Here is a 19154-nt window from a genome sequence, read left to right as displayed (position 1 = left end):
TCCGCCGGGCGCACCGTCAATCGGCACCTGGCATGCAAAAAACCAGTACGGTTCGCATGCATAATGCAAGATGGGATGTCATCGTTTCCAGAATTTCTGCGACAATCCGTAAACACTGCGAAAACGTTACCCTCGGAATGAAAAAAATTTCCCCGACCATTCGCGACGTCGCCGCCGCAGCGGGCGTGTCGGTCGCGACCGTGTCCAAGTACATCAATGGCGCGCAGCGCTTCTCCGCGCCCGTCGAGGCCAAGCTGAAGGAAGCGATCGAATCGCTCGGCTATCGCTCGAACCCGCTCGCGCGCTCGATGATCACCGGCAAGACGCGCACCATCGGCATCACGATCCTCGACATCAGCAATCCGCACTTCACGCATGTCGTGAAGGGCGCGAACCGCATCGCGCTCAGGCACGACTACACGCTGCTGCTCGTCGATATCGACGAGAACCAGGCGCGCGAACGTCCGCTCATCGAAGCGCTCGCGCAGCGCGTGGACGGCCTGCTCGTCAGCTCGCGCCTCGCCGACGAAAACGCGCAATGGATGCTCGATCTCGACAAGCCCGTCGTGCTGTTGCGCAACGCCGAACTGCCGATTCCGAGCGTCGGCATCAACAGCCGTCTCGCGACTTACATGCTCGCGCGGCATTTGCTCGATCTCGGGCATCGCCGCATTGCGTACCTCGGTTTCGAGCATGCGCGCATCAACGATGAACGGATTCGAGGCGCACGCGACTGTCTCGCCGAAGCCGGGCTCGAACTCGATATCTACGAGGCGCATGCGCCCACTTCGCTCGCCGGCGAACAGGCCTGCTCGCGCGTGATGCTCGGCCCGAAGCGCCCGCAGGCGGTCATCTGCTACAACGACCTGATCGCGCTCGGCTTCATGAAGGAAGCCGCGTCGCTCGGCATTCGCGTGCCGCAGGACGTCTCGGTGACGGGCATCGACAACGTGCCTTACGGCGCGTACGCCGCGCCCGGCCTGACGACCGTCGACATCCAGAGCGAGAAGATGGGCGAACTGGCGATGCAGAAGCTCATCGACGCCCTCGCCGGTCATCCCGACCCCGGCAACTCCATGTTCGAGCCGCGGCTCATCGTGCGCGAATCGACTGCCGCGGCCGCATGACGCGCGCCGCGCCGCCTGCGTAGTGCGGATGCGGGCGGCGCGGCGCATGTCTCGACGCATGATGGGCGATTACGCCGAGAGCTTCGCCGGCTTCATCTTCGGCGTGAGCAGGTGCATGATCCCGAAGGCGATGAGATATGCCGATGCGCCGATCGCGAACAGCACCCAGTAGTGCCCCGTGCGTTGCAGCACCTGGCCGATCACTTCCGAGAACAGCACGCCGCCGATCGAGCCGGCCATGCCGCCGATGCCGACCACCGCGCCCACCGCACGGCGCGGGAACAGGTCCGATGCCGTCGTGAAGAGGTTCGCCGACCAGCCCTGATGCGCGGCCGCCGCGAGACCGACGATCGCCACCGCGACCCACAGGTTCTCGGCTTGCGAGACGAAGGCGATCGGCAGCACGGCGCAGGCGCAGATCAGCATCGCGGTCTTGCGCGCCGCATTCACGGTCCAGCCCGCACGCAGCAGCGCCGACGAAATCCAGCCGCCGCCGATACTGCCGATGGTGGTGATCGCGTAGATCACGACCAGCGGCAGACCGATGTGCTGCATGTCCATGCCGCGCGACTCGTTGAGCCACTTCGGCAGCCAGAAGAGATAGAACCACCACACCGGGTCCGTCAGGAACTTGCCGACGATGAACGCCCACGTCTCGCGCTTCTTGATAAGTTCCTTGAAGCCCGGCGCGCGCGCCTTTACGTTGACGGCATCGGCGGCATTGGTTTCGTCGCCTTCGTCGGCGATTTCGTCGTCATGCGCGCGGCCGTCCGGCTGGCGATACATCACGAACCACACCACGAGCCACACGAGCCCGATCGCGCCGACCATCACGAACGCCGCGCGCCAGCCAAAGGCCACCGCGAGCGCCGGAATGAGCGCGGGCGCAAACACCGCGCCGATGTTCGCGCCGGAGTTGAAGATGCCGGTCGCGAGCGCGCGTTCGCGGCGCGGGAACCATTCGGCGGTGGTCTTGATGGCCGCCGGGAAGTTGCCGCCCTCGCCGATGCCGAGCAGCGCGCGAACCATCGCGAAGCCCATCACGGAGCCGACAGCCGCATGCAGCATCGCGGCGATGCTCCAGATGAACATCGCGAGCGCGTAGGAAATCCGCGTGCCGAGCCAGTCGACGATGCGTCCGAAGCACAACAGGCCGATCGCATAGAACGCCGAAAACGCGATCACGATGCGGCCGTACTGAACCTGCGTCCAGCCGATGTCGTGCTGCAGCATCGGCGCGAGCAGACCGAGAATCTGCCGGTCCATGTAGTTGATGACCGTGGCGAAAAAGAGCAGCGCGCACACGGTCCAGCGGTAACGGCTGGCGGTTCGCGCGACGCCGGCAACGACAGTGTTCATTAAAGTCTCCGGACGCGGCGGCGCTCGTCGTGCCGCGTTCTTTGTTGCGTGGAACGGCGACGAGCGCCGTGGACGGTGGGCTTCGCGCGGACGATGACGCCGCGCTGGCCGGTCTGTCTTGGAAAACGTTTTTTCGAAGAATAGTGCGTTTGCTGCCGACTGGCTATCCTAGTGTTTGCCCTAATTCTGCGCGCACGGCCGCCAGATAGCGCCCGTAGCGGCAATTCCGCACGGGCGTTTTCGAGATGTTTTGAGTTAATCGTTTTTCTCTCCGCGCGGGCGGCTTCGAACCGAACGGGCGCGCCTGTATGATCACAACCCGCCGGACGACAACAACGAACAACAAGCCCGCCTCCCATGCCTGATCGCCTCAAAGGCTTCATCTATCTGCTCGTCACCGCCACCGGCTGGGCGCTGAACTGGCCCGCCATGAAAGTGCTGCTGCGCGAGTGGCCGCCGCTCTTCTCGCGAGGCGTCGCGGGCATCGCGGCCGCCGTGCTGCTCGGACTGATAGCGAAACTTGCCGGCGAAAACCCGCGCGTGCCCGCCGCGCTCGTGCCGCGGCTCGTGCTGGCATCGGCGATCAACGTCTTCGCGTGGATGGGCTTCTCCACGCTCTCGATGAAATGGCTTTCGGTCGGCGAAGGCGCGCTGCTCGTCTACACGATGCCCATCTGGGCCATGCTGCTGGCGTGGCCCATCGCGAAGCGCAAGCCTTCGATTGCGGGCTTTTGCGCGCTCGCGCTCGGTCTCGCGGGCGTCGTCGTGCTGCTTTCCGCGCACGGGCTCTCCTTCGATGGCGGCAAGCTCGCAGGCGTCGCGTTCGCGCTCTCGGCGGCGGTGTTGTTCGCGCTCGGCACGGTGATCTCGCGCGCGCCGCTGCCTATCGCGCCGATCTCGCTGGTCGCGTGGCAGGTCGGCATCGGCTGCGTGCCGATGACCGTGCTCGGCCTTCTGATCGAGCATCCGGTGATGTCGGCGCTCCGGCTCGACGGCTGGGCCGTGCTCGTCTACATGAGCCTGGTGCCGATGGCCGTGTGCTACCTCGCGTGGTTCGCGACGCTGCGCCACCTGAGCGCCGATGTCGCCTCCATCGGCATGCTGCTCGTGCCGATCATGGGCATCGTCGCGGCAGCGCTCGCGCTCGGCGAGCCGCTCGGCGCACGCGAAGCGATCGCGATGGCGCTGACGCTTTCGGGCGTCGCGCTGGCGATGAGGCAACGCCGATAACATCGAGAAGAGAAAAAATTAAAGGGCGACACAATTTCTGCCGATAAGAGCCGAGACAACTACTCTTATCGTTCAGTCATTCCCCATGCCTCGTAATACTCTGGCCCGCATGAACGTCGGGACCAAATTCGCCGTGCTCGCGTGCGCGCTCACGGCCGTCGTCGTCGCCTTTTTCACCATCGCCGTTACGCGCAGCGCGGGCGAGCAAGTCGACGCGCATGCACTCGCGCGCGTCGAAAGCGAGAATCGCTCGATCGCGACGATGATCGGCCTGTTCGACAAGGCGGTCAGCGCCGAAGTCACGCGCTTCACGACGATCTTCGCGCATCGCCTGCCCTCGACCTTCACGCTCGACGAGACGCGCACCGTCGACGTCGGCGGCGTGGCGGCGCCGATCTTCCTCGCCGGCGACAAGCCGCTGAACAACGACTTCGCGATTCCCGATGCGTTTCTCGAAGAGAGCGGCGCGATCGCGACGATCTTCGCCCGCACCGGCGACGACTTCGTGCGCGTGACGACTTCGCTCAAGAAGCAGGACGGCACGCGCGCCATCGGCACGCTGCTCGATCGCAAAGGCCCTGCCTATGCGCCGATGATGGCCGGCAAGTCGTATATCGGCATCGCGGCGCTCTTCGGCAAGCAGTACATCACCGAATACCGCCCCGTCACGGATGCATCGGGCCGCGTGATCGGCGCGCTTTTCGTGGGCGTGGACGTGGGTTCCGAACTCGCCGCGCTGCAAGACGGCATCGCGAAGCTCGTGATCGGCGCGAGCGGCTATCACTTCGTGGTCGATGCATCGAACGGCGCGAATCGCGGCAAGCTGCTGGTGCATCCGGGTTCGAAAGGCGAGCTCGCCGACGAACGCGTCGCGCCCTTCAAACAGATGCTCGATTCGCATGAAGGCAATCTTGCGTTCGACGGCGCCGATATCGCGGGCGCCGATGCGCGCGTGCACGGCGGCATGAAGGAAATCGTCTATATGTCGGTGCCGCAGTGGCAATGGATGATCGGCGGCATCGCGTATCGCGACGAACTGCTCGCGGACGTCCACGCGAGCCGCAACCGCTTCCTGATGCTCGGGCTCGCGGTCGTGGCGCTGCTCGTCGGCGTGCTGCTGTATGCGGTGACGAAGCTCGTCGGCCGTCCGATCGATGACATCACGCGCGCTTCCGAACGCATCGCCGCGGGCGATCTCACCGTGCGCATCGACAGCGCGCGCGAAGACGATATCGGCCGCCTGATGCGTGCGATCGACGGCATCGCGCGCGGGCTCGCGCAGATCGTCGCGCAAGTGCGCAGCGCCTCGGCCGACATGAATGAAGGCACCGCGCGCATCGCGTCTGGCAGCAGCGATATCGCGACGCGCATCGCCACGCAGGCGGCGAGCGTCGAGGAAACCGCCGCGAGCATGGAGGAAATCACTTCCACCGTGCAGCAAAACGCGGCGAATACGGCGCAGGCGGGCACGCTCGTCGCGTCGGCATCGACCGCGGCGCGCGCGGGCGGCGAGGCCGTGGAACGCGTGGTCGAAACGATGGGCGAGATCGATAAATCGGCGCGGCGTATTGCCGACATCACCGCGACCATCGAAGGCATCGCGTTCCAGACCAACATTCTCGCGTTGAACGCGGCGGTGGAAGCGGCGCGCGCCGGCGAGCACGGCAAGGGCTTCGCCGTGGTCGCATCGGAAGTGCGCGCGCTCGCGCAACGCAGCGCGGCGGCCGTCAAGGAAATCGAGGCATTGATCGCGGAATCGGCCTCGAAAGTCTCGCACGGCTACAAGATCGCCGAGCAAGCGAGCGGCACGATGAACGGCATCGTCGAGCGCGTCTCGCGCGTGAATGCGATCGTCGATGAAATTGGCGTCGCGTCGCGCGAACAGGCGAGCGGCATCGAGCAGGTGAACAGCGCGGTCATGCTGATCGGCGAGGCGACGCAACAGAACGCGGCGCTCGTCGGTGAAGCGGAACACGCCACGGCCGAGTTGCGCGATCAGGCCGAGCGTCTCGCGCGCGCCGTCAGCATCTTCCGCGTATGACGCATCGATCGCGCTTTCAGACTTCGATGAAGATGCGCCCGCCCTCCACTTTCGCCGGATAAGTCCGCAACTTTTCGCAGACGGGCGCGCATAGCGGGCGGCCGTCGCGAATATCGAAGCGTCCGTTGTGCTTCGGGCATTCGATCACGTAGTCCATCACGAAGCCTTCGCTCAAGTGAACGTGCTCGTGCGTGCACAGGCCGTCGCTTGCATACACGGCATCGTTCATCCGGTAGATCGCAAACGTGCGGCCATCGTGATCGAAGCGCATCACGTCCTCGTCTTCGATATCGTTCAATGCGGCGGCGTCGATCCATTGCGTCATGGCATTCCTTTCAGGCTTGCGTCGCGGCGGGCATGGGCCGCTCGACGTGATACGACGGATCGCGCGTCTGCCGCACGAGCGCCGGAACGATCTCCGCATACGCCGCGAACGTGCTCGCATAGGGCGGCGGCATGTCGTCTTTCACCGCTTCATGCAGACGGGGTAGCGCGTGATAAGGCACCATCGGAAACATGTGATGCTCGACGTGATAGTTCATGTTCAGATAGAGAAACCTGAACACGGGATTCATCATCACAGTGCGGCAATTCTTGCGGTGATCGAGCACGTTCTCGGGCATGCCCGCATGCTGCGTGAGGCCAAAGAATAGATAGAGCCATGCGCCGTACAAGCTCGGCAAGCCGATATAAAGCAGCGGCAAGACCGAACGAAATACGATGCAGGCGGCGATTACGACTGCATAGATCGCAAGCCACACGCGCGCTTCCAGGATCACTTTCGGCCATTCCGACTCGGGCACATAAGTCTTTTCCTCTTCACCGATATGACCGAACGCCGATGAAACGATCTTCGGCGCTTCACCTGCCGCATGCTTGAGCGCAAAGACGTTCAGCGCGATGCTCAGCCAGTCCGTGGGCAGCGGCACGGCGATTTCCCTGTCACGCCCGACCACGAGCGTGTCCGTATGATGGCGCGCGTGACTCCAGCGCCAGATGGTCGGGCGGCGAAACACCTGAAACGACGCGACCTGATACAGCGCCTTGTTCATCCACGATGTTTTGAACGCCGTACCGTGCCCGCTCTCGTGCCAGCGTGAATCGGCGGGGCCGCAATACAGCGTGCCGTAGAGCAGAAATGCGGGCACCGCCCAGAGCGATTGCGCCCGCCATGCGAACAACGCAAGCACGCCCGCCGCAACGATTGCCGCGTACCAGAGCAGCGTGTCGCGTATGGCGCGTGCGTCGCTGCGTTGCATCAGGCTCTTCATGACGGGACGCGGTACCGCGCACTTGTACCACTGCGCGTTCACGAGACCAGCCGCTTTCGCGCGTTCTCCCGCGCCGCCAATCAGCCCGTAATCGCGATGCCTATCGCTCGCGCCGACGCCTTCGCCTTGCCCGGATTCCATCATTGCACCTCATTCGATGATGGGAATACATCATTGCCTGTCGATGGAACGATGATAGGAGCAAGCGCTTCGATGAGGCAACGATCGCCCGCATTTGCTATCTTTAAGCATCATCGCGCGCTTTGAAAAACCATCATTTACATCAAACATGAGCAAGCGTCCCACACTTCAGTCCGTGGCCGAGGCCGCGGGCGTCAGTCCCGCAACGGTGGACCGCGTGTTCAACGGGCGCATCAGCGTGCGTGAAGGCACCGCGCTGCGGGTGATCGAAGCGGCGGAACGCATCGGCTATCACGGCGCGGCATTGATGCGGGAGCGCCTGCGCGCGCAACGCGGCGAGCGCCACGAGCGGTATGCCCTGGGCTTTTGTTTGCAAAAGCGCGCCGATCCGTTCTATCAGACCTTCGCGCGCATTCTCACGGACGCGGCCGCGCGTCACGAACCCGAGCATTGCACCGCCGTCATCGAGTACATGGACGAACTCGATCCGGCGTCCATCGCGCGCACGCTGCTCACGCTCGGCGAAGAAGCCGACGCGCTCGGCGTGGTCGCGGTCGATCATCCGCATGTGACGGCCGCGATCGAAACGCTTCATGTCCAGGGCAAACCGACGGTTACGCTGCTGTCGGACCTCAGCGCGCCGTTGCGAGCGGGCTATATCGGCGTGGACCCGCGCAAGAGCGGACGCACGGCGGCGTGGGCCGTGAGCCGTCTCACGCATCGCGACGAGGGCACGGTCGGCGTGTTCGTCGGCACGCCCCGCTATCTCGGCCAGGAAAGCTGCGAGATCAGCTTTCGATCGTATCTGCGCGAGCATGCGCCCAGACTTCGTGTGCTCGACACGCAAATCAACCTCGAGGACAAACAGCTCGCCTATGAAGCGACCCTCGCGATGCTCGCGCGGCATGCCGATCTCGCCGGGCTCTATATTCCCGGCGGCGGCGTGGGCGGCGTCATTCGCGCGTTGCGCGAGGAAGCCGCGGGACGGCGCATCGTCACCGTCTGCAGCGATCTCATGCCCGACCGGTACGAGGCGCTCGTCGAAGGCGTCATCGATCTGGTGATCGACACGCCGCTTCAGCGCATCGCCGAAACGGCCATTCAGGCGATGCTGCGCGCCCTGCAAGCGCTGCCGGGCGAAAGCGCGCAGGCGAGCCAGTATCCGCTGCCGGCGCAACTCTATACGCCGGAGAACGTGTGAGCGCCGCAAAAGCTCACGCTCGTCTAATTCTTCGGGCCTAGTCTCCTTATCGAGTTCCACGCTCGTTCAAAGGAGAACCATCATGAAGAAGCTCATTGCCAGCCTGCTTGCTGCCGCCGTCATGTTGCCGATGCTGTCCTACGCGCAGTCTGACCCGAACCGTGCTTCACAACCCTCCGGAAACCGCGCGTACGACCACGTGTACGATCGCGACTACGGCGCAAGCGGCGAAGGTTCGGTGCAAAGCGGCTGGACGACACAGCCTTCTCCCCAGGCGCTGGGGCAATCGCTGTACAAGCACCATTGAACAAGCGTTCATTGGGTGTGGCACCCTGTGTCATCAGCGCGTTTTTTTGAGGCGCTAAGATAGAGGCGCTGGGAACCCCCGCCGCGAAATCGGCTCTTAGCGGTTGATCCACCGTCGACATGCAAGTCAGGCCGGACGACCGGGACCGGCCTTATGACTGGCATGCTCCAACAATAAGCGGGCGATCGAGCCTGCACATCCATCAGACCAATTGCATGACGGCTCTTCGCGGTCAATGTGCGAAGAGAGACAGACCCAATCATCCGACCGGAGCGTCATCCATGCCGTTTGAGAGTGACTCCTTGAGAGACACGAGCCCGCTGCTCAGCATCGTCGTGGCGGCGTACAACATCGAGGGATACATCGAGGAAGCGCTCGAATCCCTGCTTTCGCAGCCGCATATCGACGCGATCAAGATCATCGTGGTCGATGACGGCTCGCGCGACCAGACCTATGCCGCCGCGCGCGCGATCGTCGAACGCGACCGGGGCGTGCATATCGAGTTGCTGCGCCAGGAAAACGCGGGCCTGAGCGCCGCGCGCAATACGGGTCTTGCCGCCGTGCGCACGCCTTATGTCGGGTTTCTCGACGGCGACGACATCTATCTGAACGGCTTCACCGAAGCAGTCGTGCCCGTGCTCGCCGAGGGCAAGTGGGATCTGGTCGAATACAACGTCAGGATCATCGACGACGACGGGCGCGAGCTCGAAGAAATCGCGCTCGTCGAGCAGGGCGAACGCGGCGGGCATCCCATGAATCGCGCAACGCTGCAGCAATTCGCCGACAAGTTCCATACCTTCGCGTGGGCGCGCGTGTATCGCACCAGCCTCTTCGATGCCGCTTCGTTCCCCGTGGGACGGCATTACGAAGACGCGGCCGTGGTGCCCTCGATCTACCTTCGCGCGAGCAGTATCTATCGCATTCCAACGCCATTGATCGGTTATCGCAGGCGCTTTGGCAGCATCACGCAGACGGCGTCGCTGCGCGACGTGCGCGATCTGCGCGCAAACGGCCAGGAAGCGCTCGCGCGCTGCGAAGGCAACGAGATGGACGAGTTCTGGCTCACCGTCTTCGACAAGACGTTCCGACGGGCATGCCACGTCTGTGCGCGCGTGGATCGGGCGTCCTTCAAACAGGCATCCGAGACGCTCGAAGGGATGGCCCTCGATCATCGGCAGACGCGCGAGAAACTCGCCGGGCGCGGCGGGCGCGAAGTCGTCGCACTCGCGCCGTTCGATCTGAACGTGCGCGCGGACCGCTCGATCCACTTCCTCAAAGGCCTCGTCAAGAAGATGTTGCGGCGCAGTCTCGATCATCATCAGCGCGAGCGGCGCACAAGCGCGTCGAATCAGTTGAGCGGCTGAGCAAGCGCGCTTTTCAGGCCTCTTCGATGGCCCGCAAGCTCATCCGCTTGTAGGCGTCGACGAGGAGCGCGCCCTCGCCTCGCTTATGCGCGACGGCGAGGCGCATCGTTTCCTCCCCCATCTGCCAGATCAGGAACGCGAGCGCATTGACGCGCTTGCTGTCCGCGCCCGGCGTCACGCGCCGGATCGCCGCCGCGAGCAGCGCGCCGCACGCCTTGCTCTCCGCAATCTCGATGCTCGTCAGTTCCTTGTCCGACCGCAGCGCCGAAGAAATGTCGCGCATCACGGGCTTGTCCAGCACGATCTCGTAGTACTGGTCGACGAGCGACGCGAAGGCGTCGAGCAATTGCGCCCTGTTCTGCACGGCTTCGAGCGCTTCGCGCACGCAACGGCGGCTCTCGGCCGCGTATAGCCCGGCGAGTGTCCGCACGATCGCGCGCTTGTCGGGGAAATACTGATAGAGCGAGCCGATCGATATCTCCGCGAGTTCGGCGATCTCGCTCATCCTGACGTGCTCGCTGCCCTTCTCCGCAATCAATTGCTGCGCAACCTCCAGGATGCGATCGAGACGTTCGCGGCTGCGCTGCTGCGCGGGCTGCCTGCGCACCGCGCTCTTTTCTCCCTTCCCGGACGGCGGCTTCTCTTGCATATCGATTCCTTTGTGCCCTGAAAGCACGCTCAAAAAAACTTGACAGTCAAATGTGAGTATCTATCATGTTTAAAACGTGAGCAACTCTCACGTTTTAAACTTCGGAGACGGTCATGACTCGATTGGATTTCGACAAGGCGCCCATTCTCGTTCTGGGGGCAAATGGCAAGACGGGGCGGCGCGTGGCCAAGCGGCTCGATGCAGCAGGATTTAGCGTGCGTGCGTGTGCGCGCTCGACGCAACCGCGCTTCGACTGGAACGATCGCTCGACATGGGAGACGGTACTCGCGGGGGTGCAGCGCGTCTATGTCACCTATCAGCCCGATCTCGCGATTCCCGGCGCGCTCGATACGGTCAGCGCATTTTTCGACACGGCGCTTGCAAACGGCACGGAGCGAATCGTGCTGCTCTCGGGACGCGGTGAAGAAGAGGCGCAAGCCGCCGAAAACGCATTGCAGCGCTCGGGCGCGACGTGGACCATCCTGCGTTGCAGTTGGTTCATGCAGAACTTCAGCGAAAGCTTCCTGCTCGACCCCATTCGCGAAGGCACGCTTGCCTTGCCCGTCGGCGATATTGCAGAGCCGTTCATCGACGCCGAAGATATAGCCGATGCAGCCGTCGCGGCGCTCACGCAACCGGGTCATGAAAACAGGCTGTACGAGCTCACCGGCCCTCGCGCGATCTCGTTCGCCGAAGCGCTCGCGTGCATCGCGCACGCATCGCGGCGCGATCTGCATCTTGCACCCGTGCCCGCCGATGCGTTTCGCGTGGGTCTGATCGAAGCGGGCGTGTCGAAGCCGGAAACCGATCTGATTCTTTACCTGTTCACGACCGTACTCGACGGCCGCAACGAAAAGCCCGCCGATGGCGTGCGTCTCGCCCTGCATCGCGAAGCGCGCTCGTTCGAAGACTATGCGCGGCGAACCGCGCAAAGCGGCGTCTGGAACGCTTGATGCAGGCGAGCGCCGCCAACGTTTCGCGGTAGACTCTGGGAATGGAACAATGTCCCTACTGTGATCGAATCCGTGACGAATGGGATTGTCACGGTCAGGAATGCCGCACCCACATCGCCCGCGCGCTGCGCAGACAGCGCATGGGACTGCCGATGGTGCCGAAGGTCATTCGCAATGAGATTCCGCCGGGCGCATCGACCGGCGAAGTGATCGCCCAGCTATCGCGTCAGCGATTGCGCGCGCGCCGCGCTAACGAAGAACGCCGCGCGCGCAAGGCCGAAGACGAGCTCGATCTATAACTTCCGCACGCCGCATCAGACGCGCGCGGGCGGATCGGCATTCGATTCCTCGCGCCATGCGCGCCGCGATTCGCGCATCTTCGCGAGCGCCATGCGCGTCACCTTCAACCAGCCATAAGGCCGCGGGTCGGCGACCATGCTGAGCGAACGCGCATAGTCGAGCGTGAGGCCAGGCGTCCATGCCATCGTCACGGCGCGCTTGCGCACTTGCGCGGCGACCCATAATTCCGGCGTCGCGATCATTCGAAAGAGCGCGCCCCAGCCCGCGCGTGCGCCATACAAGCGCCCCGCCGCGCCTTCGAGCGCCGCATCGAGCGCGCGCGACACGCTGCTCGAACAATTGCGGTGCGTGAGGTTATACGTCGTGTCCTCGCGATAGCTGCGCCAGAAGCTATCCAGGCGAACGGGATCGTAATTGCGGATGCGCACGCGCGTCGTCGACGGGCACCACGCCTTCGACTCGATCGCATAGCTCGGTTGAAACATGCCGGGCACGTCGTTCTCGCGCGTGGCGCGCAAGAGGCGCGCGAAGTCGTCCGGTGAGCGGTCGATCTCGACGGCCGGATAAAGACTCAAGTAAATGCCTTCCGGCGATTCGAGCGCGGCGTGTCCCGTCGAGATCACGCCATTGCGATCGACGGCCGCGATATAGCGATCGACGATCGGATGCCATTGCGTCTCCGCCTTCGACGATCCCACCGGCGTCCATACGTGCACGGTCAGCGCGGGTTCATCGTCGGCGGGCGGGCCGTCCCATTCGCGCGTGCGCGGTTCCAGATGCGCGCCTGTTTCGCTCGCGGCTTCCGCGCTCCTGTCGCCCCATACGGCCGGATTGCTCGTCAGCTTGCGCACGCGCGTCGCGATCAGCATCAGGTTCCATCCGGCGAAGATGAAGAATGCGCCGATGCAATAAGGCACCGTGCCTTTGTAGTGCGTCGGATACGGCTGGATCATGAAGATGCCGATGAGCATTTCGAAGATCGCAAAGCCGAGCGCCACGCGATAGCGCCGGTATCGCACGACGAGCGCCGAGGTCGCCTGCAAGAGACCATCGAACAGAAACGCGAGGCCGATCAGTATCGAAAGAACGAAGTGACCGTGATGATTCCCTTCGAAGATCAGCGCCGCCGTGAGCACGAACGCGATGCCTTTCGCGTAGCGCAGCCTGCGCTGTCCGCCAACGCCGGCCCACGCGACGGCAAGCGTGAGCGCGCCCTCGATCAGCAGCAGCCAGCCGACGAAGGCGATTGGAAAGCCGAGCGCACCGTCGAGCGCATCCGCAAACACGCCGATGCCGACGACCAGAAGCAGGCAGCCCGCCACCATGAGGCTGCGCCAGCGACTGCGCAAGTAGTCCACGCCCAGCAGGATCATCATCAGCTTGACCATCGTGCTTCCTTTTCGCGAAAGGACGATACATGGTAGTGCAGCGGCGCATCGAGATTTTCGTACGATCATCGCATGAACTCGCTATGACATACTTGCCCTGCCCCTCACGCGACGGAGACACCATGTTCGATCAATGCCAGTGGATCAACGAGCCCGCGCAATGGCGCGTCGAACATGACACGCTCTTCGTCGCCACCGACGCGAACACGGACTTCTGGCGCAAGACGCACTACGGCTTCGTGCGCGACAGCGGACACGTCTTCGCGGCGAGCGTGAATGGCGATTTCACCGCCGAAGTGACGGTCGATGGCGATTTCTCCGCGCTCTACGATCAGGCCGGCCTGATGGTGCGTGAAAGCGAGGCACGCTGGGTCAAGGCCGGCGCCGAATACAACGACGGCGCGCTGACCTTCAGCACCGTCCTGACAAACGAGCTCTCCGACTGGTCGCTCGGATCGCGCGCCGGCGCGAACCGCTTTCGTGTGCGCATGACGATCGCGGAGGGCTTGCTGAAAGTGCAATGCAGCGCCGATGAACACACCTGGACGCTCATGCGCCTCGCGCCATTCGCCGCAAGCCGCGACGACGCGCGCTGGCTCGTCGGCCCGATGTGCTGCACGCCCGAGCGCGGCGGCCTCGACGTGCGCTTCTCGGACTTCAGGATGGGGCCGCCCATCGTCGGGGACTTGCACGATATCTCGATGTAAGGCGGCGCGTCCGGGTCGATCTGGCGCACTTTTATTCGGCTTCCTAACCAATACTTGCAGCAGACGGATATGGGAAAGCGAGGGGTGGATCAGGCGCATCCTTCCCCGCAAGTAATCACGCTTCGAACGCGATTCCGCGCGCGCGCAACTGCCGCATCCCGCTCTCCAGATGCGCCCGCGCGCTTTCGGCATCGCCCGCGCGCATCTGTTCATAGGTCCGCTGCGCGATTTCGTGCGGCACCGGCTTGAGCGGCCGGTTCGCGCTCATTGCGCGCAATTGCACTTCCGCCGCGCGCTCCAGATAGTAGAGATCGTCCCATGCTTCGGCGATGCTCCCGCCCGCGACCATCACGCCGTGATTCTTGAGGAAGAGGATATCGGCATCGCCCATCGCGCTGGCGATGCGGTCGCCTTCGGCGTCGTCGAGCGCGAGGCCGTTGTACTGCTCGTCCACCGCGGTGCGGCCATAAAACTTCAATGCGGTCTGCCCGAGCCACAAGAGCGGCGGACCTTCGAAGAGGCATAGCGCGGTCGCGTTCGGCATATGCGTGTGAAAAGCCGCTTTTACGCGAGGCATCAGCTTGTGCAGGCGCGCGTGAATATAGAACGCGGTCGCTTCGGGCTTGCCTTCGCCCTCGATGACATTGCCGTCGAAATCGCAGATCAAAAGACGCGACGCCGTAATCTCGCTGAACGCATAACCATAGGGATTCACGAGAAAGAGATCGTCATGGCCCGGCACTACGGCCGAGAAATGATTGCAGACGCCCTCCTCGTAACCGTAAAGCGACGCGAGCCGAAAACAGGCCGTAAGTTCGCGGCGCGCTTGCGCGATCTCCGGCGCGTCGAGCCGCACGGGTTCGGATGTCATGCGTTGCCGGGCGCTGGAAAGCGTATGTGCCATGTTAGGATGCCTTTTGTCGTTTGGCTGACCGATTTGTCGAGGATAATCGATCGGCCAGGCGAAGTAAGTCCGATCAAAAAACATTCCGCGCGGTCGGGCATTCGAGCTCGCGAGTATGACGTGCTTATGTCTCGTCTCTTAGCAAAAACGCTTATTTGAACTCGGCGTTCTGGCATGGTAAAACTCTATGCCGCTCGACAATTCGAAGCGCAACTTCAACGAAATTCGGCTCAAAGGGTTTGGAAAAAATGGCAACAGGTACGGTCAAGTGGTTCAACGATGCAAAGGGTTTTGGTTTCATCACGCCGGACGACGGCGGTGAAGACCTGTTTGCACATTTCTCCGAAATCCAGTCCAAGGGTTTTAAGTCGCTCCAGGAGAACCAGAAGGTGAGCTTCGAAGTCAAGCAAGGCCCGAAGGGCAAGCAAGCTTCGACGATCCAGCCGCTGTAAGTCAGGCGCACTCGCCAATGGCACGAAACGGCCCGAATGGGCCGTTTTGCATTGCTGCGATAAAAAGGCAAAACGTGAATCCGTTTTTCCGATAGCTTTTTTGCCTCGGATCGGCGTTTTAAGTAATCGATACACTTCAGAGCTTATTCAATGCCGCTCTGTTTGCGCACGCAAATATTTCCTCTTATTCGTGTGAACCCGGCTAGCAATCGGAAAAAATGCCGCGCATTGGTCCGGCAGAAAACAAAAGCATTGCTCGTCTCGCTCTGGTTCCTCAGTTGCGATGCGCATGCGCAATCGTTTGCGGTCAACGCCAAAGCGGCGCGCTTCGTCACCGACGTCGTCATGAACGACTTTCACACGGCGCAGGCCGGTGGAGGCTATGTCTTTTCCTACGACAGCCACGAAACCGAAGCGTCCCTCTCGAACAAGCTCGGACGCTGGTTTTCCGGCACCGATCCGCAGGCGCTCGTCATGGAAGCCGCCGAGAAACAGGTGCTCTTCGGCTTTTACTGGGCGGCGAGCATGATGCCCGCCAGTTCGCCGTGCTTCCACGACATCGGCGATCCGGCTTGCGGCGAAGATCTGTCGAAGTGGATGGCGCGTGAAATCGACGACGACCCGCGCTTCATCCGTGCTTACGAGTCCGCGCGAAAACCCCTCGGCCTGCCGCCGCTCGAGCGCACCGCGCACTGAACGCCGCGCGCACGCGACGCTCGCGATGCACGCATCGGCGAAAACACGCCGCGCGCCCGGGCGCGACAGGCGCATCCTCCGCGCCAGTCTCGTGCGGCTCGCGCAAGAGCATGATCTTCGCCACGACGCTTGCGAGCAACGACAGCGCGCCAAGGGTTTCGAGCAAGGCCGGAAACATGAGGGTCTCCCAGAACGTCGATGTGCGCGTCATCGATGCGACAGCATCGGCCCGTAAGTCTTCACAAAAAAAGCGATCGTAATGCCGGCGCTGACGACCAACGTGCCCGCGCGTATCCACTGCGGCGGCGCGCGCCGGCCGATTTGCGCCCCGCCATAGCCACCCGCGATGGCCGCGACGAGCATCGCGATCGTTTCCGGCCAGCGCACCGCCTGCGCCGCCGCGAAGGTCAACACCGCGACCGAGTTGGCCGCGCTCACGAGCAGCGTGCGTGGCGCGTTCAGGCTTTTCAAGTCGCGCGCGTCGAGCAGGCCCCAGACGGCCATCATCATGATGCCCACCGCGCCGCCGAAGTAGCCGCCGTACACGCCGAGCGCGAACTGGATCGACAGGACGGCTCCCGCGCCGATACGCCAGCGCCGTCGCAGCGCCTCGCCCAGTTTGCGGCCGAATGCGAGGGTGAAACTCGCGCACAGCAGCAGCCACGGCAGCACGAAAGAGAATGTTTTCGACGACGTAGACAGCAAGAGCGCCGCGCCGACGAACCCGCCGACGAGCGTCGTAACGAGCATCTTGCGGATCGGCACGGAGCCGACCGGACCGAGCCCGTCGCGATACGCCCACGCGCTCACCACGCCGCCCGGAAACAGGGCGACGGTGCTCGAAGCGTTCGCCTGAACCGGTGGCAAGCCGGCGGCGATCATCGCGGGCAGGCTCACGAACGAGCCACCGCCCGCCAGCGCGTTCATCGCGCCCGCGAGAAATCCCGCGCCTGTGACCAGAATAAGGGGTTCCATGCGACAGATGCTAACGACGCGGCCTGCCGCTTACAATCTGGCATTTCCAATGCGAGGCTTCGGGAAAACCGAAAGAAGCGGCATGCGATTCGATCTCACCGACATGCGCCTCTTCCTGACCGTGGTCGAGCGCGGCAGCATCACGGCGGGCGCGCAGGCGATGCATCTCGCGCTGGCCTCCGCGAGCGAGCGCATTGCGGGGATGGAAGCCGCGCTCGGCGCGCCGCTCCTGGAGCGCAACCGGCGCGGCGTGCAGGCGACCGCAGCAGGCGACGCCTTCGTGCGCCACGCGCGCGCGATACTCGGCCAGGTCGAGCAGATGCGCGGCGAACTGCGCTCCTTCGCGACCGGCCTCAAAGGCCGCATCCGGCTGATGTCGAACACGGCCGCGCTCGCCGCCTTTCTGCCGCCGAGACTCACGCAATTTCTCGCGGCTTTTCCGGATCTTTCGATCGATCTCGACGAGCGCCCGAGCGTGGAGATCGTGCAGGCGATCGCCGAGGGCCGCGCCGATCTGGGCGTGGTGTCGGACACGGCGGACCTCGGACGGCTTCAGACGCATTTGCTCGCCCAGGATCAGCTCGTGGTCATCGCGAACCGCGCGCACCGGATCGCGGGGCAAAGCGCGGTCGCGTTCGCGGATATTCTGGGCGAGGCGTTCGTCGGGTTATCGGATGCCGCGCTCGAAATGCATCTGGCCGAGCGCGCGTCGCGGCTTGGCAGGCAGATCGGCTATCGCATCCGCATGCGCAGCATCGACAATCTCGGCATGCTCGTGGAGGCCGGCATCGGGCTCGTGATCTTGTCGGAAGCGTCGGCGCGCATGCTCGAACGGCCGGAGCTTGCGATCCTGCCGCTCTCCGAGCCGTGGGCGATGCGCCGTCTGCATCTGTGCGCACGCGATTTCGACGCGCTGACGCCGCACGCGCGCCTGCTTGCTCACGCGTTGACCGAAGGCGTGAGCGCCGCCTAAAACGGCCGTCCGACGATAAACGGATCGACCGCGCCGACCGACTTCAGATCGCGATTCGCGTAGGGCAGCCGGTGCAGTACGTAGCGCATGGCGTTCAGACGCGCGCGCTTCTTGCAATCGGAGCGCACGACGGTCCAGGGCGTGTCGGCGCTGTCGGTATGCGCGAACATCGCTTCCTTGGCTTCGGTATAGGCGTCCCACTTGTCGAGCGAGGCCAGATCGACCGGACTCAGCTTCCACTGCTTGAGCGGATGAATCTCGCGCTCCTTGAAGCGGCGCCGCTGTTCGGCGCGGCTCACCGAGAACCATAGCTTGATGACGTGCGTGCCGCTCGTCGACAGATGCCGTTCGAACGCGGGCACCTGCTGCATGAAATGGTCGTACTCGCCCGGGGTGCAGAAGCCCATCACGCGCTCCACACCGGCGCGGTTGTACCACGAGCGATCGAAGAGAACGATCTCGCCCGCGGTCGGCAGGTGTTCGACGTAGCGCTGGAAATACCACTGGCCGCGCTCGCGCTCGCTCGGCTTTTCGAGCGCGACCACGCGCGCGCCACGCGGATTCAGGTGCTCCATGAAGCGTTTGATGGCGCCGCCCTTGCCCGCCGCGTCGCGTCCTTCGAAAACAATCACGACACGCTGGCCGGTGTCTCTCACCCAAGCCTGCAACTTCAGCAACTCGACCTGAAGACGATATTTTTGTTTTTCATACGCGCGCCGCGACATCAGATGACGATACGGATAGCCGCCTTCGCGCCAGGACGGCGATAGCTCGTCGTCGGGGTCGAGCGCGCCGCTGGCCGAGCGCAGCACGGTGTCGCCATCGAAAAGATGGGCGCGCAGCACGGCGATTTCGTCTGGCGACATACCGCCGATCAGCGTTTTCACGCTATCGACGAGCGAATCCGTGCCTTCCTGCTCCCGCGCGTCGAGCCGGCCGAGTATGTGATCGACGCTGTTCGTCAGCAGCCCGTGCGCCGCCTCGAACGCGCGACGCGTTTCTTCACGTTCGATGTCGGCCGCCGCCGTGCGAGCGGCGAGGTTGTCATCTTTGGCTTCGGCGGCATCGTCCGGTGTTATCAACTTCATCGGTTCCTCTTGGTTGTTGCGCGTGCGG

Annotated in this window: 20 protein-coding genes; 12 read left to right on the top strand and 8 right to left on the bottom strand. The window is 63.6% G+C overall.

Annotated elements, in window-relative coordinates; all coding sequences use genetic code 11:
- Window positions 1-137 precede the first annotated feature (137 nt).
- Window positions 138-1127 (top strand): LacI family DNA-binding transcriptional regulator, encoded by a 990-nt coding sequence (locus LY284_RS31100; protein WP_014252462.1) that lies wholly within the window; start codon window positions 138-140, stop codon window positions 1125-1127.
- Between the two features lie 69 nt (window positions 1128-1196).
- Here LY284_RS31100 and LY284_RS31095 read toward each other — a convergent pair whose 3' ends face one another.
- A complete protein-coding gene (locus LY284_RS31095) occupies window positions 1197-2486 on the bottom strand; it encodes an MFS transporter (RefSeq protein ID WP_233390083.1) in 1290 nt (429 codons plus the stop codon).
- A gap of 357 nt (window positions 2487-2843) precedes the next feature.
- Between LY284_RS31095 and LY284_RS31090 the strand changes: the two genes are divergently transcribed.
- The gene (locus LY284_RS31090; RefSeq protein WP_233390081.1) at window positions 2844-3716 is read left to right on the top strand and encodes a DMT family transporter; all 873 of its coding nucleotides are present in this window, start codon (window positions 2844-2846) and stop codon (window positions 3714-3716) included.
- Window positions 3717-3801: 85 nt separating this feature from the next.
- Complete coding sequence (locus LY284_RS31085; RefSeq protein WP_233390079.1) at window positions 3802-5757, top strand: methyl-accepting chemotaxis protein; 1956 nt, start codon at window positions 3802-3804, stop codon at window positions 5755-5757.
- Between the two features lie 16 nt (window positions 5758-5773).
- Here LY284_RS31085 and LY284_RS31080 read toward each other — a convergent pair whose 3' ends face one another.
- A complete protein-coding gene (locus LY284_RS31080; RefSeq protein WP_014252466.1) occupies window positions 5774-6082 on the bottom strand; it encodes a non-heme iron oxygenase ferredoxin subunit in 309 nt (102 codons plus the stop codon).
- Between the two features lie 10 nt (window positions 6083-6092).
- Complete coding sequence (locus LY284_RS31075) at window positions 6093-7172, bottom strand: fatty acid desaturase family protein (RefSeq protein ID WP_233390077.1); 1080 nt, start codon at window positions 7170-7172, stop codon at window positions 6093-6095.
- 145 nt (window positions 7173-7317) lie between these two features.
- Between LY284_RS31075 and LY284_RS31070 the strand changes: the two genes are divergently transcribed.
- The 3 genes from LY284_RS31070 (at window position 7318) to LY284_RS31060 (ending at window position 10041) form a co-directional block, all read left to right on the top strand.
- Window positions 7318-8370 (top strand): LacI family DNA-binding transcriptional regulator, encoded by a 1053-nt coding sequence (locus LY284_RS31070; protein WP_233390075.1) that lies wholly within the window; start codon window positions 7318-7320, stop codon window positions 8368-8370.
- Between the two features lie 82 nt (window positions 8371-8452).
- Window positions 8453-8677 (top strand): hypothetical protein, encoded by a 225-nt coding sequence (locus tag LY284_RS31065; protein ID WP_233390073.1) that lies wholly within the window; start codon window positions 8453-8455, stop codon window positions 8675-8677.
- Window positions 8678-8958: 281 nt separating this feature from the next.
- Window positions 8959-10041: a glycosyltransferase family 2 protein gene (locus LY284_RS31060; protein WP_233390071.1), complete on the top strand. Its 1083-nt coding sequence runs from the start codon at window positions 8959-8961 to the stop codon at window positions 10039-10041.
- Between the two features lie 13 nt (window positions 10042-10054).
- On the opposite strand, the gene LY284_RS31055 is transcribed toward LY284_RS31060, so the two are convergent.
- Window positions 10055-10690: a TetR/AcrR family transcriptional regulator gene (locus LY284_RS31055; protein ID WP_233390068.1), complete on the bottom strand. Its 636-nt coding sequence runs from the start codon at window positions 10688-10690 to the stop codon at window positions 10055-10057.
- A gap of 113 nt (window positions 10691-10803) precedes the next feature.
- On the opposite strand from LY284_RS31055, the gene LY284_RS31050 reads away from it, so the two are divergent.
- Both LY284_RS31050 and LY284_RS31045 read left to right on the top strand, forming a co-directional pair.
- Window positions 10804-11643, top strand: a complete 840-nt coding sequence (locus LY284_RS31050) for an NAD(P)H-binding protein (protein ID WP_233390066.1) — start codon at window positions 10804-10806, stop codon at window positions 11641-11643.
- A 41-nt stretch (window positions 11644-11684) separates the two neighbouring features.
- Window positions 11685-11942, top strand: coding sequence for a hypothetical protein (locus tag LY284_RS31045; RefSeq protein WP_014252472.1), 258 nt, complete (start codon window positions 11685-11687; stop codon window positions 11940-11942).
- Between the two features lie 15 nt (window positions 11943-11957).
- Here LY284_RS31045 and LY284_RS31040 read toward each other — a convergent pair whose 3' ends face one another.
- Window positions 11958-13331, bottom strand: a complete 1374-nt coding sequence (locus tag LY284_RS31040; protein ID WP_233390065.1) for an HdeD family acid-resistance protein — start codon at window positions 13329-13331, stop codon at window positions 11958-11960.
- A 122-nt stretch (window positions 13332-13453) separates the two neighbouring features.
- On the opposite strand from LY284_RS31040, the gene LY284_RS31035 reads away from it, so the two are divergent.
- On the top strand, window positions 13454-14038 hold the full coding sequence (locus LY284_RS31035) for a DUF1349 domain-containing protein (RefSeq protein WP_233390063.1): 585 nt from the start codon (window positions 13454-13456) through the stop codon (window positions 14036-14038).
- 115 nt (window positions 14039-14153) lie between these two features.
- Here the strand turns inward: LY284_RS31035 and LY284_RS31030 are convergent, their stop codons facing one another.
- Window positions 14154-14942 carry an aldolase gene (locus LY284_RS31030; RefSeq protein WP_233390060.1) on the bottom strand — a complete coding sequence of 263 codons (789 nt, stop codon included), beginning with the start codon at window positions 14940-14942 and terminating at the stop codon, window positions 14154-14156.
- Window positions 14943-15190: 248 nt separating this feature from the next.
- Between LY284_RS31030 and LY284_RS31025 the strand changes: the two genes are divergently transcribed.
- On the top strand, window positions 15191-15394 hold the full coding sequence (locus LY284_RS31025; RefSeq protein ID WP_008347993.1) for a cold-shock protein: 204 nt from the start codon (window positions 15191-15193) through the stop codon (window positions 15392-15394).
- Window positions 15395-15739: 345 nt separating this feature from the next.
- Window positions 15740-16090 carry a hypothetical protein gene (locus LY284_RS31020; protein WP_233390058.1) on the top strand — a complete coding sequence of 117 codons (351 nt, stop codon included), beginning with the start codon at window positions 15740-15742 and terminating at the stop codon, window positions 16088-16090.
- Between the two features lie 207 nt (window positions 16091-16297).
- Here LY284_RS31020 and LY284_RS31015 read toward each other — a convergent pair whose 3' ends face one another.
- A complete protein-coding gene (locus LY284_RS31015) occupies window positions 16298-17065 on the bottom strand; it encodes a sulfite exporter TauE/SafE family protein (RefSeq protein WP_045461005.1) in 768 nt (255 codons plus the stop codon).
- Window positions 17066-17147: 82 nt separating this feature from the next.
- Between LY284_RS31015 and LY284_RS31010 the strand changes: the two genes are divergently transcribed.
- Window positions 17148-18038, top strand: coding sequence for a LysR substrate-binding domain-containing protein (locus LY284_RS31010; RefSeq protein ID WP_233390041.1), 891 nt, complete (start codon window positions 17148-17150; stop codon window positions 18036-18038).
- On the opposite strand, the gene ppk2 is transcribed toward LY284_RS31010, so the two are convergent.
- On the bottom strand, window positions 18035-19126 hold the full coding sequence (gene ppk2, locus LY284_RS31005; RefSeq protein ID WP_233390038.1) for a polyphosphate kinase 2: 1092 nt from the start codon (window positions 19124-19126) through the stop codon (window positions 18035-18037). The two genes, LY284_RS31010 and ppk2, sit on opposite strands and share 4 nt — an antisense overlap.
- Window positions 19127-19154: the final 28 nt, after the last annotated feature.

It is taken from the genome of Caballeronia sp. PC1, from assembly GCF_021353155.1.
Lineage (GTDB): Bacteria > Pseudomonadota > Gammaproteobacteria > Burkholderiales > Burkholderiaceae > Caballeronia > Caballeronia cordobensis.
The sequence above is the reverse complement of the archived record's forward strand: the minus strand, read 5'-3'. Positions and strand labels throughout refer to the sequence as shown.